Genomic DNA, 14381 nt, shown 5'->3' with positions numbered 1-14381 from the left:
GACGGCGAGCAGCACGACCCCGCCGGCGACGAGGCGGACCTGGCGTTCCAGGCTCCACCGCTGCCGGCCGCGCTCCACCGGGCCACCCGCGGCCACCCAGGCGTTCATGCCGCCGGTGATGACGGTGGCGTCGGTCAGACCGGCGTCGGCCAGCCGGGTGCAGGCCGCCGTGGCCCGGTTGCCTGACTGACACATCAGCAGGATCCGGCCGCCCGCGTCGTTGACGATCCGACCCAGGTGCGCGTCGACCTGGTCGAGCGGCAGGTTGATCGAGGCCGGCACGTGTGCGGTCTCGAACTCGCCCGGGGTGCGCACGTCGACGATCAACACGTCGGGGTTGTCGGCGATCAGGGCTCGTGCGGTGGGCACGTCGATGGTCGGGGAACTGCTCCTGGCGGTCACGGACACTCCATCCTCAGGTTCGGTGATATACCCTAGGGGGTATCTGATTCGAGTATTGACCACGAATCGGCGAACGGCAAACGGCTCGCGGCCGGGCGTCGGGAAATACCCCCCGGTGTACTGTTGTTCGACGAGCCGGGAGGGGTGGGAGATGCAGGTCGACGAGGACGCGGTCGGTGATGTGGTCAAGCGACTGCGCCGTGCCGAGGGTCAGATTCGCGGCGTCATCGGCATGCTCGAGGACGGGCGTGACTGCGCCGAGGTGGTGACCCAGTTGGCGGCGGTCTCGCGCGCGTTGGACCGGGCCGGATTCAAGATCATTGCGAGCGGCTTGGAGCAGTGTGTCAGCGGCTCCGCCGGGGAGGACCGCAAGGCCAACCTCGAACAGATGGAGAAGCTGTTCCTGTCACTGGCCTGAGGTGCGCAGTCTGGTTGGGTCAGCGGAACCCGGCCAGCAGGAACGCCGCCAGGCCCGCCAGCGCCAGCGGCACCGCCGCGGCGAGGGCCAGTACCCGCTGCCGGTTCGTCCGCGCGGCCAGGACGAGGGCCAGCAGGCCGAGCGCGATCCTGATCAGCGCGTCCCAGATCGGGTCGTCGCCGTAGTTGGGGTCGCCGATCCGGCGAATCTCCAGCCCCGCCTCGGCGAACAGCACGGCGGCCGGCAGTGCCGGTCCGACCACCTGTCGCCAGCCTGTGCCGCGTGCCCAGGTCCCGGCGATGCCGAAGAGCACCCCGGCGAGGACACCGAAACACATCCACAGCAGGGATGTCGGTGCCCACAGCACGGCCCAGTCGTCGCCCTGCACGAGTGCCGCCGTGACGTAGTAGCCGGGCACCGCGATCACGAGCGCGACAGCGGCGCCCGCCGCCGCGCGCAGCAGGCCCGACCGGACCCAGCAGCCGAAGATGAAGGCGGCAACCGCCCACACCGCGCTGGAGTTGCCGAGGTTGCCGACCGGATACGGCACGTACTTGATCCAGATGAAGTCGACGGCGCCGAGCAGCATGCCGCCCAGCACCGCCGCGAGCGCCACGTGTCGGTTGTCGGGTCCAGACCGCATGACACGCGAGAATACCGGGTATGCATCGATATCGCGCGTCGGGGCGCCGGACCGCCTCGATCAGCTCCCTTGCATACCCGTGCGGCCTTCCGGGTACGTCGATCAACGAGGACGGCCCCGGGGCGGTGCGCCGACCGGAAAGCCTGCACGGGCCGGGATGGGGAGCGAGGAATGTCGAAGCGAAGCCGGTTCGCCGCGGCGGGGGTGGTGGCACTGGCCGTGGGAGCCGTGGGGTGCGGTGACCCGGGTGGCACCGACGACGTCTCCGCCTCGCCGACGGTGACGGGTTCACCGATCGCCGAGGCCACCACCACGACGGTGCCCATGCCCACGGCGTCGACGTCGGCCAGCCCGGAGCCGACCGCCACCCCGGCGGTGCTGTCCGGCACCCGCCAGATCACCATCACCCGGATGGACGGCTTCGAGGCCGGACTGTCGTTGACCGACGACGGCCGCCTGGCCGAGGTGGACGACGACAGCGGTCGGCAGTTGTTCGTGCCGACCCCACTGGGCGGGCAGGACTTTCTGATCCGGTCGTACCGTGGGGCCGGCGGTGGCCCCGGCACCGGCGACCCGGTCTGCTGGCAGGTCCGCAACCCGGGCGGCGGCCGGCCGCTGCTGGTGGAGGGCGCCGCCTGTCGGAAGGACGAGCCACGACAGCAGTTCGCCATCACCGCCGCCGACGCGGATGAGGGGTTCCTGATCAGCAACAACTCGGCGTACCTGCGGACGTCACGGGACGCCGGGTTGATCCTGGAGGAGTTGGGCGACGGGCCGCCGACGAGCAGCTTCCGGTTCAACGATAACGGGCCGGCACCCAGCCGGGACTGACCGAGCCGCGTTTCCCACCTATGTCGGAGGTGACCCGGGATGGTCGAGCGGGAGAACACTCCCAGGCTGTGTCAGGTGGTGCTCGACTGCACCGACGCCAGGTCGCTGGCGGAGTTCTACCGGGCGCTGCTGGGCCTGGTCTACCGGCCCGGCGACGAGCCGCCCGAGCCCGGGCAGGTCGATGAGCGCGGAGCTGACTGGCTGGTGTTGAGGACCCCGGAGGGCAGCCCGCAGTTGGCCTTCCAGCAGGTTGATTCGTTGCCGCGACCGAGCTGGCCGGACGGCCCGGTGCCCCAGCAGCTGCATCTGGATCTCAGCGTGACCTCTGTCGAGCAGTTGGTGGCGCAGCACGAGCGGGTGCTCGCCCTCGGCGGTCGCCTGCTGGCCGACCGGCTGGCCGGCCCCGACGAACCGTTCCGGGTGTACGCCGACCCGGAGGGGCACCCGTTCTGTGTCTTCGTGACGGCCGCCGGCTGACGGCGCCGGTACGGCGGTCACCCTGCCCGGTGGCCGGGCGCACGGCCTTCGAGGTCGTGTCTGAGGGTGGCCAGCATTCCCACTGCGGCGCTGGCGTAGTCGCCGATCCACCGGTCGTGGATGTGCTTGATCGGTAGCGGATCGAGGTGGTTCCACCGCTCGCGGCCCTTGCGCTGGGCGATGACCAGCCCGGCCGCCTCCAGCACCCGCAGGTGCTGCATCACCGTGCAGCGGTCCAGCTGAGGGAACCGCTCGCAGAGAGCACCGGTGGTGCGTGGCTGGTTCTTCAACGCGTCGAGGATCTGTCGGCGGGTCGACGACGCCAGCGCCTTGAAGACGCGGTCCTCGTCGACCGGTTCCGGGCCGGAACGCTCTCCCTGGCGACTCGACATGTTATAAAGCTATAACATGTCGAGGATGTGAGAGGGGAACGCCGTGGACCTGCGATTCAAGATCGCCGGGCGGATCAGCCGCCCGGTGCACGAGGTGTTCGAAGCGGTGGTCGACCCCGACCAGCTCTCCCGGTACTTCACCACCGGTGGCGCGAAGGGCCGGCTGGTCACCGGCGCCACGGTCACCTGGGATTTCGCCGACTTCCCCGGAGCCTTCCCGGTCGAGGTGGTCGAGGTGGAGCAGGACCGGCGGATCGTGCTGCGCTGGGAGGCCGCCGACGGCGCCCAGTCCACCACCGACACCCCGGTCAGCGGAGCGTCCTACTTCACCACCGTCACCATGGAGTTCGAGTCACTCGGCGACGACAAAACCCTGGTTACCATCGCCGAGCAGGGGTGGCGGCCCACCCCGGAGGGCCAGGAGGCCTCGTACGGCAACTGCCAGGGCTGGACCCAGATGCTCTGCTGCCTCAAGGCGTGGCTGGAACACGGCATCAACCTGCGCGAGGGGTTCTTCGCCTGACCGTGCCCCCGCCGCGACGCAGCCCTAACCGGCCGTCGCGTGGTGCTCGGCGACAGCACGGCCCATCCGGGTCACCGCCTCGGTCAGGATGTCCGGTGCGGTGGCGAAGTTGAGCCGTACGAAGCCGGCACCGCCGGTGCCGAAGACATGCCCGGAGCTGAGGGCGACCCGCCCGCGGTCGAGGAACAGCTTCGCCGGCCCGGCGACGTCGGTCACCACCCCCGGCTCGTCGCCGACCGGACCACTGTCGATGCCGAGTGCGGTGCAGTCCAGCCAGGCGAGGTAGGTGCCCTCGGGACGGTGGTACCGGATGGCCGGGGCGTGCCGCGCCAGCAACATTCCCAGCAGCTCGCGGTTGTGGTCGAGTCCGACCAGCAGCCGGTCCAGCCATTCACCGCCGTCGCGGAACGCGGCGGTGTGCGCGATGACGCCCAGATGACTCGGCCCGTGGCTGACCTCCTCCGGGATCCGCCGCAGGTCGGCGACCGCCTGCGGGCCCGCCACCACGAGCGCCGACTTCAATCCGGCCAGGTTCCACGCCTTCGAGGCGGACAGCACGGCCAGGGCGTCCTCGGCACCGGCCACCGTCAGGTACGGCGTGAACCGCGCCCCCGGCAGCACCAGCGGGGCGTGGATCTCGTCGGAGACCACCCGCACCCCGTACCGGCCGGCGAGGTCGGCGACGGCTTCGAGTTCGTCGCGGCGGTGCACCACGCCCGTCGGGTTGTGCGGGTTGCACAGTAGGAACACCGCCCGGCGACCGTCCGCGCGGGCCCGGCGGAACGCCTCCTCCAGCGTCGAGGTGTCCATCCGCTGGTCCGCGCCGAGCGGTGCCTCGATCACCCGCCGGTCGGCGTGGCTGACAAAGGCATAGAACGGCGGGTAGACCGGTGCGCAGACCACGACCGCGTCGCCGGGACCGGTGAGCAACCGGAGCACCTCGACGATGCCGAGCATCACGTCCGGAACCAGGGTCGTACGGTCGACCGGCAGGTCGGACCACCCCCACCGGCGGGCCGCGAAATCGCCGAGCGCCTCGGCGTAGTGCGTCCCGCAGGCGTACCCGGTGTCACCGCGCCCGACCGCGTCGTGCAGTGCCTCGGCGACCGGCGCGGCCAGCGGGACGTCCATCTCGGCCACCCACAGCGGCAGCACGTCGTCGGCGTACTGGCGCCACTTGACGCTGGTACGTCGCCGTAGCTCGGCCAGGGACAACTGGGTCAGCGGATTCACCGTCACCGCCGATCAGGGGGCGGGCTGGGCATGCCGGAGCTCCTATCGGAGAGGTCGTCGGAAAGCGCCTAGATCACCGCATCCTACCCAGCGCGGACGCACCCGCGACGGGTGGACGATCCGCGCCCGCCGTGGCCAGGCTGTCCGGCGACGGACGGCATTGCTGCATCGAGCCAACGGGCACGGGACGGCTTCCACCGAGGCGTCCGAGGCGGACTCGGGGTTCGGACGGTGCCGCTCAGGTGGGGTGACGCGGCGTCCACGCCCTGTGTGCCGCGCGCTGTCGAGCTGAGGGCCCGGACGGATCAGGGGCGTCGTCGTCTCCGGCGGCGACGTGTTCTACGTGCCCTGGCGCAACCTCGGCGCGGCATCGCAGCGTCACTCGTGTGGCCTACGCGGCGTCGATCGGAAGGCTTTCAGGCGGGGTGCGCGGGTTGGTCGAGGATGGCGCTGAAGCGCTGCTCGGCCAGGTCGAGCTGGTCCAGGATGTGTCGCTTGACCGCCTCGGGCAGGGGAGTGTCGGCACGGGTGACGAGGTCGCGGTACACCGGCACCAACGGCCGGTACTTGCGGGCCGACGACTCGACCTTCGGGCCGACCGAATGGATCACCCCCACACCGTTGTCGGTGAAGTCGGAGATCTTGATGACCCGCGCCCACGGTTCCCGTTCGAGACTGGCCGCGACATGCTCCCGGTACTGCTCGTACCGGTCGCGCCCGGGATCCCACGGCGGGTTGGTGACCGCCGCGACCAGCCGCGCCACCCGCGAGCCGAACCGCTCGGCCAGCGCCCCCAGGGCCGCCGACCTGACGTCGGCGCTCAGAACCTCCTCAACGCCGCCCGCCTCTCCGCTCGGCTCTCCGCTCGGCTCTTCACCGCCGGCCAGCTCGGCGGGATGGTCCTCGACGGCGTCGTGCAGCAGTCCGGCGACGATCACGTCGACGTCGCGTACCTGGTAGTGGTGCAGCATCCGGATCGCCACCCGGAGCAGATGGTTGACGTACGGCTCCCGGGACCGCCGATCATCGCGGTGCAGCCACCCGGCCAGCTCAAGCGCCTCCTCGAGCCGGCCACGCTCCTCGGCCCCGAACCCCTCGATCTCCAGCCGGAACCGCTCCCGCAGCCCGGCCTCGCCGTGCATCTCGGTGATCGCGTGCATCGGCATCGTGGCCAGATACGGCGGCAACTCCATCCGTCCCTTATATCCGATCACCCCCACCATCCGGCGGACCCGCCCCTCCCACCCACCCCTCACCGGTACGCCGGCCCAGCTGACGTCCCCCGATTCGTGGCAGTCCTGACGTTCGCCACGCCGACCTCGCGCCACCTTCACTGCCACAGATCCGGAGCCTTCGACGGCGCCCAGCAGATTCGGTGGCGGGGTGGGGGTTCTCCACAGTGGGGCGGGTGTCCACAGGCGGCGCCCGGGTGGGGTCCCCGCCAGCGTGAGATCGACCTGCGCCGCGACGCCCTACTGGCGACCATCGGCATCTTGGTGGTCCGTTTCGCCCATCGTCGCCTGATGCACGAGCCCGACACCGTACGCCGGGAGACCCTGGCCATCCTCGCCACCCGCCGACCCACCGCAGCCCGCCGAGGCTGACCGGGCACCGGCACGGACGCACGAAATCGCAGCCTCACCAGGCGCGACCACTCGTCACCAGTTGGTGGCCTCGCCGCGCCGGTCGATGACGTACCCGGTCAGCCAGATCCAGCCGTCGTAGGCGTGCCGGTCGCTGACCGAGACGACGCGCAGGGTCAGCGCCCGACCACCGGCGAACTGCACCGAGGCGCGACCGTCGATCCGAAGCAGGTCGGCGGGAGTCGGGGGCGCGGTCACCAGGGGCCCTGGTTCGGTGGTCGACAGCCCCGGGCGTGCGTCGACGAGGACCGGGTGTTGAAGGAGTTCCGGTTGGAGGACGGCATCCCGGCCGCGGCACGGGTACGCGCGATGCTGCACCTGTACCGGGCGGACGAGCGGTTCCGGCGCCGAGTCGATCACGAGGCCAGGCGCATGCGTTGACATGTGCCGCGATGGCGGGCGGCGCCGCCCTCGACCTACCGCGTCGCGCGCAGGTGGCGCTTGGACACCTCGGCGGCCGTTTGACGGAAATCCGACGCTGCGCTGTCTCGTGAGCGAGACCCGATAAGGTCACTTACGGCGTTGACATGGATTCACATTGTGACCGCGCGACGGTTCGCCTCGGGGGTGTGCGATGGCGCCGAGCAAGCGACAAGCCGTCCTGATCGGAGTGAACCAGTGCGGCTACGACGTGCAGCTTCCCGCGCTGCGGTTCGCCGAGAGCGACGCGCAGGACCTGCGGGCCGTGCTGCTCGACCAGGATTACGGCACCTTCGACGACGGTGCCGTCAAGATGTTCATCGGGCCGGACGCCACCTGGCGTGAGATCAAGGCGTACCTGCGCGAGATCGTTGTCGGGTCCGGGCCGTCGGACGTGCTGCTGGTCTACTTCGCCGGCCACGCGCTGGTGCCGGAGTGGAACGACCAGCTCGACGCGTACCTGGTGACCGCCGACCTGGATCCGGAGGTGCTGCCCCGGGAGCCGGACAACGGGCTGCGGATGTCGTTTCTCAAGCAGGACGTGTTCGAGGCGTTCGCCGGCACGTCGTTCCTGGTGCTCGACTGCTGCCAGGCGGGCATCTACGCCGACGCCGACCGGCGACACGCCGCGGCGATGCACACGTACCGGACCCAGGTCGACCGGCACAGCGCCCTGCTCGCGTGTCCCCGGGGCGGTGTGGCCAGGGAGAGTCCGGAGTACGGGCACGGTGTGCTGACCCATCACGTGCTGCGGGCGCTGCGCGGTGACGCGGCGGACGAGGGGCGCCGGGTGTCCTTCGCCCGGATGGTGGCCTTCGTGGCGGAACAGGGGATCGACCCGCCGCCCGCGCAGTGGGTGAAGACCTACGGTCCAGCCATCCCGCTGACCCAGCCGCCGGTGTCCCGGCACGACCGGCAGGCGCTCAACACGCCGGCGAACCCCGGCATCATCCGTCCCTGCAAGAATCCACTCGAGGACCACGGCAACTCGATCATGCAGTTGCTCGGCCGGATGTTTCGTGGCCTGAATCGACCGAGGTACCACGCCCAGCAGGGCGGCCCCGCCGAGCGGGTGGAACTGATCCGGTACGCCGTCGACGCGGATTCGGTGGCGGTGGTGGAGTTCATCGGCGACGACTTCCGGGTGATGGACAAGACGGCGCGGTTCGACCGGGACCTGTTCCGGCCGATGCTGGAGCTCGCCGCGGACGAAGCCGTGCAGTACCGCACCTCGATGCCGGGCCATGTGGTCTCCGACGGTGGCCGGCGACGGATGCTCTGCGTCCCCGTCAAGTACGTGGACGAGCGGGTCGTCGCCCTCGCCGTCGTCAACCCGGCCCCCGCGCAACTGGAGATGGGGGAGCCGCTCGCGGTGATCCTGCGCGCAGTGTGGGATTCCGACCCGGTCGACGATCCCGTCGAGTCGGAGATGACGGTGATGACCGCGCTGCGCATCGCGTTCGGACGCCTGCCCGCGCCGGTGTACGAGTACGCGTTCACCATCTACCAGAAGCTCATCGACTCCATGACCATGGTGTTCCAGCCGGTGGTGGAGCTGAGCAGGCACCCCGCTGGAGTCGGCGTGCACAGCTTCGAGGCGCTGGCCCGCCGCAACGAGCGGGAGATGAGCGCACCGCTCGCGGCGCTGCGGATGGCGTACGACTGGGGCGACCGCTTCATCATCGAACGTGACGCTCTGCTCGTGTCGAAGGCCATCCGGTCGTACGCCGAGGCCGCCGGTGCGGCAGGCTGGCAGGGCATCAAACCGCTGTCGGTGAACGTCGCGGTCCGCTCGCTGCTCCGCGACGCATATCTGCAACAGGTGAGCAAGGCGCTCACTGAGGCGGACGTCAACCCCGGGACACTCACCCTGGAGATCTCCGAGCAGGATCCCATCGAGCCGGGGCCGGGCGAGGACTGGCCGCAGAAGCCGCTGGACTACTTCCACCGCAGGCTCACCGCACTGGCCAAGAAGCTGCACATCAACTTCGCCGTCGACGACTTCGGGGTCGGACACGCATCACTGGCGCGGATGGCCGAACTACGGCTCACCCAGATCAAGGTGGACCGGGCTGTGCTGCACCACCCGCTGGCCGTGGACGAGCTGCGGCTGGTGACGCAGGTGGCGCGCTATGCCAGAGATCAGGGAGACGCTCCCCATCCACGTGCCGTGGTGGTCGAGGGCTACGACGACGAGGCGCCGGTCAGCCTGCGACAGATCTGGGATCTCGGCATCCACCACGTGCAGGGATACTTCTGCGGCGCGGTGGCCAGCACCAGCCTGCGTCCGTTGGACGGGGACATGCTGGAACAGATCGCCTCGCGGGTCAAAGGAGAACGATGAGCGTCGTCAGACTGCAACTGCCAGCCGAGGTGCTGGACGAGGTCGATCTGCCGTACGAGGGTGTCCGTGGCGTGGAAGCCATCACGATCGCCGTGGAAGGGATTGCCGTGATGGCCAATCTCGCCACCCTCGCCGCCGTGCAGCCGCAGTTGGGCGCGCTGGTCGCCGCGATCCGTCACTGGCGCCTGCGCGACGAGCGGCCAACAGTCGTGTTGACGGCCAAGGGGCCCGGTATCGACATCCGCGTCGACCTGCCGCGAAACGTGGACACCGCCATGCTGCTCGACTGCCTCCGGCCACTGTTCGAAGGCCGAGAGTGAGGAAAGCCAGCCCGAGGCGGAGGATCCGCTCGGCACCGGCCGGGGCCAGGTCGGCGAGCACGGTGAGGATGGTCGCGTGTGCATCGCCCGCAGATTCTGCCGTACGCGATCACGGCCGGCTCCCGTCGGCGGCGTGGCGGTGCCCGCCGCCCGTGGCACCGTGCCGCTGGGCGGACCGTGCGCTGGCAGGGTATTGGTGTGCTCCCTTTGCTCTGCTTCAACCCACGCATCGGTTACGGGGCCAATCCGTTGCGTCAGTTGAAGCAGAGCAAAGGGGGCGGAGGGAACAGTGGTGGGAGCCGTCGGGTGGCGACGGCTCCCACCGGGTCGGTGCGGGCTAGCTGGCGTACGTCTCGAACTCGGCGACCCGTGGGGTGCCGGTCGAGCTGGTGATGTCGAAGGTGATCTTGCGGAGGGAGGTCGAGTTGAAGCTGATGACGCCCGCGCCGGTGCCGGTGGCGAGGACGGCGCCGGTGTCGTGGTTGAGCACCCGCCAGTTGCGGATGGTGCCGACGGAGCCGGACGCCTCCCGAATGTTGATCTTCGACACGGTGGTGGCCGAACCCCACTTGATCGAGATCTGGCCGGTCGTGCCGCTCGGTGACCAGGCGGTGTTCATGTTGCCGTCGCGCACGTCGCCGTAGCTGGTGCCGCTGGCCTTGCTGGAGCCGTCGGAGCCGGCACCGATGCTGAGGTTGGTGCCGCTGGGCTGGCTCGGCGTCGGCGTCGGGTTGCTGGTCGGTGGTGCGGTGGTGGTGGTCGGTCCGGGGGTCGGGCTGGTCGGCCCGGCGGTCGGGCTCTGCGGCGTGCAGTTGCCGTTGGAGGTACGGATGCCCTTGTTCGCGCCGGCGGTCTGGCTGACGATGCTCGGCACGCAACTGGCCGCGTCGAGCCGGTACGAGTACGGGATGCTGACGCTGGTGTTGGAGGTCGGGTTGGGGCCGGCCGGGTTGGTGTCGCCACTGCGCGAGGACCAGGTCACGTTGTCGAAGATGTTGCCGCTGACCTGCCAGTAACCGGCCGCGTCGGTGTAGAAGGTGCCCAGCACGTCCTTGGAGTTCTGGAAGTAGTTGTTGTCCACCTTGGCGCGTGCCCCGGCCCGGGAGTTGATGCCGGACTCGTTGAGGCGTACGTAGTGGTTGTTGTAGATGTGGGCGATGCCGCCGCGCAGCAGCGGCGTACGGGAGTCGATGTTCTCGTACAGGTTGTGGTGGAAGGTGACGTAACCGTTGGACGTGTCGCTCTCGCTGGACCCGATCAGGCCACCCCGGCCGGAGTTGCGCAGGATGCTGTAGGACAGCGTCACGTACTGGGTGTTGTTCTTCATGTCGAACAGGCCGTCGAAGCCCTCCGACTCGCCACCGGAGGCCTCCAGGGTGACGTGGTCGACCCAGACGTTGCGGACGTCGGCCTCCATGCCGATGGCGTCGCCGCCGTTCGAGGTCGGCGAGCCGGACTTCTTGACGTTCCGGACGGTCACGTTCTGGATGATGATGTTGCTGGCCTCGCGGATGTGGATGCCGATCTGGTCGAAGACGGCCCCGTTGCCGACACCGAGGATCGTGACGTTGCTGATCTGCTTGAGTTCGATCACGTCGGCGGCGGTGTTGCAGCTCGAACCGGACACCTTGGTGGTGTTGCCGTGGTTGATGGTTCCCTCGACCTGGATGGTGATCGGGGTGCTGCTGCTGGCCCGGTTGCACAGCGCCGCGTGGATCTGGGTGCCGCTGGTGGCGCGTACGGTCTGCCCGCCCGCGCCGCCGGTGGTGCCACCGTTGCCGGTCGCGAAGCCGGTGGCGCTGCCGACCGCGGCCGACGCCTGCGGCGTCGTCAGCGTCACGCAGACCGCGGCTCCCACGGCGGTGGTGGCCAGCCCCGCGAGGAGCCGGAGTGCGACTTGTCGTTTCATCCTCGTCTCACCTTCCTGGTTGGTGGTGGTGGTGTGGGATCTACAGCGGTAGGCGGTCGGCCCCGGCGAGTGGACGGACCACCAGCGGCACCAGCGGAGCCGGCAGCACCGGGCCGTGCCGCAACGTCGGCGTCCAGCCGGCGTCGGGGCCCAGGTCGGGATCGTGTCCGGCGTTGTACGCGGCCACCAGGTCCACCGGGCGGGACGGCGCACCGGCCGAGCTGACCCAGTTGCCCCGGGTGGTGATCGCCGTGCCGCCCCAGTCGTAGAGCAGATCGGCGGAGCTGACGTCGGCACCGAGGGTGAAGTGGTTGCTCTCGGCGTGCACGGCGGACTGGACGCCGACGCCGATGGCGTACTGGAAGCCGTCACCGCCGAGCCGGTAGGCGTTGTTGTAGACGTCCACCTGGCCGAAGCGGACGCGGGGCAGCCGTTGCAGCCCGCCGTCGAAGAAGTTGTGGTGCAGGGTCACGTTGAGCCGGCCGACGTCCGGGCCGACCGTGTTGGACGAGCCGATCAGCATCAGCTTGTCGCGACCGGAGAACCGGTTCCAGGAGACGGTCACCAGGCTCGCGGTGTGGGTGATGTCCAGCGCGCCGTCGTGCACCTGGTAGGGCCGTCCGAAGTACACGGGCTGGGCGCTGTCCGGGTTGTCGCCGTCGGTGAAGGTGTTGTGGTCGATCCAGACGTTCTCGCTGCGGCGCACCGAGACCAGGTCGTACTGCGAGTTCCAGTTGCCGGCCTCGCCGTCGGTCGGTGACCAGGCGGGGAAGCAGTCCCGGGCGTCGTCGAAGGTGATGTTGCGGACGATCACGTTCGTCGCCCGGTCGATCATCAGGGTCAGGCCGGTCAGTCGCGCTCCGCGCAACCCGATGATCGTGGTGTTCGGGCCGACGTTGATCTGGGTCTGGTGGGTCTGGTTGGTCACCGACCGTCGCCGCGCCTCCTCCAGCGGCCCGCTCGGTGCCACCAGACCCCACACCGCCGGGTCGTACGCGGCCAGGTACGCCTCCAGCGAGTACCCGGGATCGGCCAGGTCGGCGCAGTCGAGCAGTCGACCGTCGGCGGCCTCGAACCCGTCGACGTCGCCGCTGACGTACACGATCTTGGCGGTGGCGTTCGTCGCGTTCGTGGCGTTGTCGCCACCGAGCGCCGCGACCAACTCCGCGCGGCTGCTCACCACGTGGATCTGCTCGGCCGCGGCGGCGGATCCGCCGGTGGTGCCGGGACCGGCGGCGGCCCAGCCGTCACCGGCCGGGAGAGCCTGCCGGCCGAGCTGTCGGGCCAACGTGGACAGTGGAGCCCGGACGGCCCGGTCGCGGTGGTTACCGGAGGGCGTACCCGCGTCGTCCGACGGTTGCGCCACGGCGGCGGTGGGGAGGACGGTCAGGGCGATAATCGTCGATGCCGCGGCGGCGGCAAGTCTGCGCATCGGCTCGTTCCGTTTCCTTCGTCGTTGTTTCTTATTAGTGACGAAGGTTACGGTCGCGTTTTCACAAGGGTCAATATTAATGATGTGCAGATTTGTTGCAGTCAGTTCTGTCGGGTGGCATCGCCCCGACATGCTCTGTCGGGAAATCGCTGCTCATCGCGTTGTTGCTGATTCTGCGTGGGTTGGGAATTTGCAGTTTGTTGCGGTGGTGCCTCCTATTCTTGCCCGCCTGGTTCGGCGCGCCAGGGCGCCGTCGCCCACGACACGCCGAGTTCCGACGGCAGTCGGCCCTCGTCGACCACCCGACGTAGCACCTCGTTGATCCCGCGTATTCGCAGCACCCGCTGCGCGCCGGCACCGACAGTTTCCACCAGGTCGCCGTGCAGCAGCGCCGGCTCGGGTGCCGCCCGCAGGGCGGTCAGGACGGCGGTGAACGGGGCGGTCCGGGCCAGCGGCGCGATCAGCGGTGCCTGTGGATCGGCCCGGTGGGCAAGCAGGTTCTCCAGCAGCCCGCGCCGGCCGGGCACCGTGCGGGCGGTGGCCTCGCCGGGCAGCAGCAGCCGGTCGGTCGGGTACTCCAGCACCGCCCGCCCGGCGGCGCCGGTGACGATCACCTCTCCGGCGATGAAGTCCTCCCCGGCGAGGGTCACCGCGGCCACGATCGGTGGTCCGTGCCGAGTCCGTACCCGCAGCGCGGCGGTGTCGTCCACCTCGATCGGCCGTACCCGGTACCGCTCCACCTCGATGCTGACCGGCTCCACCGGTCGACCACCGAGCGCCTCGGCGACCGCCAGGCACTGCATCACCGCGTGGGCGAGGGGATTGGCCAGCGCGCCGTCGAGCACCGGTCGCCCGTCCAGCAGCCGGCGCCCGGCCCAGGGCGCGCGGGCGTAGTAGGCGTCCGGGCGTTGCCAGGCCGCCACCGTGGCAATGCCGTTCACCGCGCCCACCCGGCCGGCCGACACCGCGTCCGTCAACGCGCTCAGGGCCGCCGAACCGAGCGCCTGGAACCCGACCTGTACCACCCGGCCGGTGGTGGCCAGCGCCCCGGACAGTTCCTCGTGCTCGGCGGTGGACAGCAGCGGCGGCTTCTCCAGCAGCACGTCCGCCCCGGCGGTGACCGCGTCCCGGGCGATCCGCAGGTGGGTGTGCGGCGGGGTGCAGATGACCACCACGTCCGGGGTGACGTCGGCGAGCATCGCCCGGTGGTCGGTGAACACCGGCACGCCGGTCGGCACCGGCGCCGCCGGTTCGCACTCGATCGGCCGGGTGTCGACCAGGGCGACCAGCCGGACCCGCCCGGTCTCGTGCAGCGGCCCGATCACCCGACGGTGCCAGCGCCCGTGCCCGTTCGCCCCCACCAGCGCCACCCGGGGCACCGGTGCCGCGCGACC

General features: G+C 70.1%; 16 protein-coding genes. 7 read left to right on the top strand and 9 right to left on the bottom strand.

The window, feature by feature from the left end:
• Positions 1 to 402, bottom strand: a 402-nt coding sequence (locus tag ENC19_RS29020; protein WP_164450226.1) for a rhodanese-like domain-containing protein, incomplete at its 3' end; no start/stop codon positions are given.
• Positions 403 to 553: 151 nt separating this feature from the next.
• On the opposite strand from ENC19_RS29020, the gene ENC19_RS29015 reads away from it, so the two are divergent.
• Positions 554 to 820, top strand: a complete 267-nt coding sequence (locus ENC19_RS29015) for a metal-sensitive transcriptional regulator (RefSeq protein WP_099846331.1) — start codon at positions 554 to 556, stop codon at positions 818 to 820.
• 19 nt (positions 821 to 839) lie between these two features.
• On the opposite strand, the gene ENC19_RS29010 is transcribed toward ENC19_RS29015, so the two are convergent.
• Positions 840 to 1463: a DUF6518 family protein gene (locus tag ENC19_RS29010; protein WP_164450225.1), complete on the bottom strand. Its 624-nt coding sequence runs from the start codon at positions 1461 to 1463 to the stop codon at positions 840 to 842.
• Between the two features lie 171 nt (positions 1464 to 1634).
• Between ENC19_RS29010 and ENC19_RS29005 the strand changes: the two genes are divergently transcribed.
• Entirely contained in the window at positions 1635 to 2294 is a 660-nt protein-coding gene (locus ENC19_RS29005; RefSeq protein WP_164450224.1) for a hypothetical protein, read from the top strand.
• A gap of 39 nt (positions 2295 to 2333) precedes the next feature.
• Positions 2334 to 2771 carry a VOC family protein gene (locus ENC19_RS29000; RefSeq protein ID WP_164450223.1) on the top strand — a complete coding sequence of 146 codons (438 nt, stop codon included), beginning with the start codon at positions 2334 to 2336 and terminating at the stop codon, positions 2769 to 2771.
• 17 nt (positions 2772 to 2788) lie between these two features.
• Here ENC19_RS29000 and ENC19_RS28995 read toward each other — a convergent pair whose 3' ends face one another.
• On the bottom strand, positions 2789 to 3163 hold the full coding sequence (locus tag ENC19_RS28995) for an ArsR/SmtB family transcription factor (protein ID WP_164450222.1): 375 nt from the start codon (positions 3161 to 3163) through the stop codon (positions 2789 to 2791).
• A 43-nt stretch (positions 3164 to 3206) separates the two neighbouring features.
• Between ENC19_RS28995 and ENC19_RS28990 the strand changes: the two genes are divergently transcribed.
• Complete coding sequence (locus ENC19_RS28990) at positions 3207 to 3686, top strand: SRPBCC family protein (protein WP_164450221.1); 480 nt, start codon at positions 3207 to 3209, stop codon at positions 3684 to 3686.
• 24 nt (positions 3687 to 3710) lie between these two features.
• Here ENC19_RS28990 and ENC19_RS28985 read toward each other — a convergent pair whose 3' ends face one another.
• From ENC19_RS28985 to ENC19_RS28970, 3 genes are all read right to left on the bottom strand, one after another.
• Positions 3711 to 4925, bottom strand: coding sequence for a MalY/PatB family protein (locus ENC19_RS28985; protein ID WP_164450220.1), 1215 nt, complete (start codon positions 4923 to 4925; stop codon positions 3711 to 3713).
• Between the two features lie 410 nt (positions 4926 to 5335).
• Positions 5336 to 6112, bottom strand: a complete 777-nt coding sequence (locus tag ENC19_RS28980; RefSeq protein WP_164450219.1) for an HD domain-containing protein — start codon at positions 6110 to 6112, stop codon at positions 5336 to 5338.
• Between the two features lie 465 nt (positions 6113 to 6577).
• Positions 6578 to 6760, bottom strand: coding sequence for a hypothetical protein (locus tag ENC19_RS28970; RefSeq protein ID WP_235945213.1), 183 nt, complete (start codon positions 6758 to 6760; stop codon positions 6578 to 6580).
• A gap of 54 nt (positions 6761 to 6814) precedes the next feature.
• Here ENC19_RS28970 and ENC19_RS31160 point away from each other — a divergent pair, with 54 nt between their 5' ends.
• From ENC19_RS31160 to ENC19_RS28960, 3 genes are all read left to right on the top strand, one after another.
• Positions 6815 to 6943: a hypothetical protein gene (locus ENC19_RS31160; RefSeq protein WP_268968114.1), complete on the top strand. Its 129-nt coding sequence runs from the start codon at positions 6815 to 6817 to the stop codon at positions 6941 to 6943.
• Between the two features lie 193 nt (positions 6944 to 7136).
• Positions 7137 to 9326 (top strand): EAL domain-containing protein, encoded by a 2190-nt coding sequence (locus tag ENC19_RS28965; protein ID WP_164450218.1) that lies wholly within the window; start codon positions 7137 to 7139, stop codon positions 9324 to 9326.
• The gene (locus ENC19_RS28960) at positions 9323 to 9646 is read left to right on the top strand and encodes a hypothetical protein (RefSeq protein ID WP_164450217.1); all 324 of its coding nucleotides are present in this window, start codon (positions 9323 to 9325) and stop codon (positions 9644 to 9646) included. The genes ENC19_RS28965 and ENC19_RS28960 overlap by 4 nt, the downstream gene beginning before the upstream one ends.
• Positions 9647 to 9983: 337 nt before the next feature.
• Here ENC19_RS28960 and ENC19_RS28955 read toward each other — a convergent pair whose 3' ends face one another.
• From ENC19_RS28955 to ENC19_RS28945, 3 genes are all read right to left on the bottom strand, one after another.
• A complete protein-coding gene (locus ENC19_RS28955; RefSeq protein WP_164450216.1) occupies positions 9984 to 11555 on the bottom strand; it encodes a pectate lyase family protein in 1572 nt (523 codons plus the stop codon).
• A gap of 40 nt (positions 11556 to 11595) precedes the next feature.
• A complete protein-coding gene (locus ENC19_RS28950) occupies positions 11596 to 12987 on the bottom strand; it encodes a pectate lyase family protein (RefSeq protein WP_164450215.1) in 1392 nt (463 codons plus the stop codon).
• A 215-nt stretch (positions 12988 to 13202) separates the two neighbouring features.
• Positions 13203 to 14357, bottom strand: a complete 1155-nt coding sequence (locus ENC19_RS28945; RefSeq protein ID WP_328824404.1) for a Gfo/Idh/MocA family protein — start codon at positions 14355 to 14357, stop codon at positions 13203 to 13205.
• Positions 14358 to 14381 lie beyond the last annotated feature (24 nt).

The organism is Verrucosispora sioxanthis, from assembly GCF_010560025.1.
In the GTDB taxonomy this organism is placed as follows: Bacteria; Actinomycetota; Actinomycetes; order Mycobacteriales; family Micromonosporaceae; genus Micromonospora; species Micromonospora palythoicola.
Note: the sequence above shows the minus strand (reverse complement) of the source record. Positions and strands in the feature narration are given on the sequence as shown.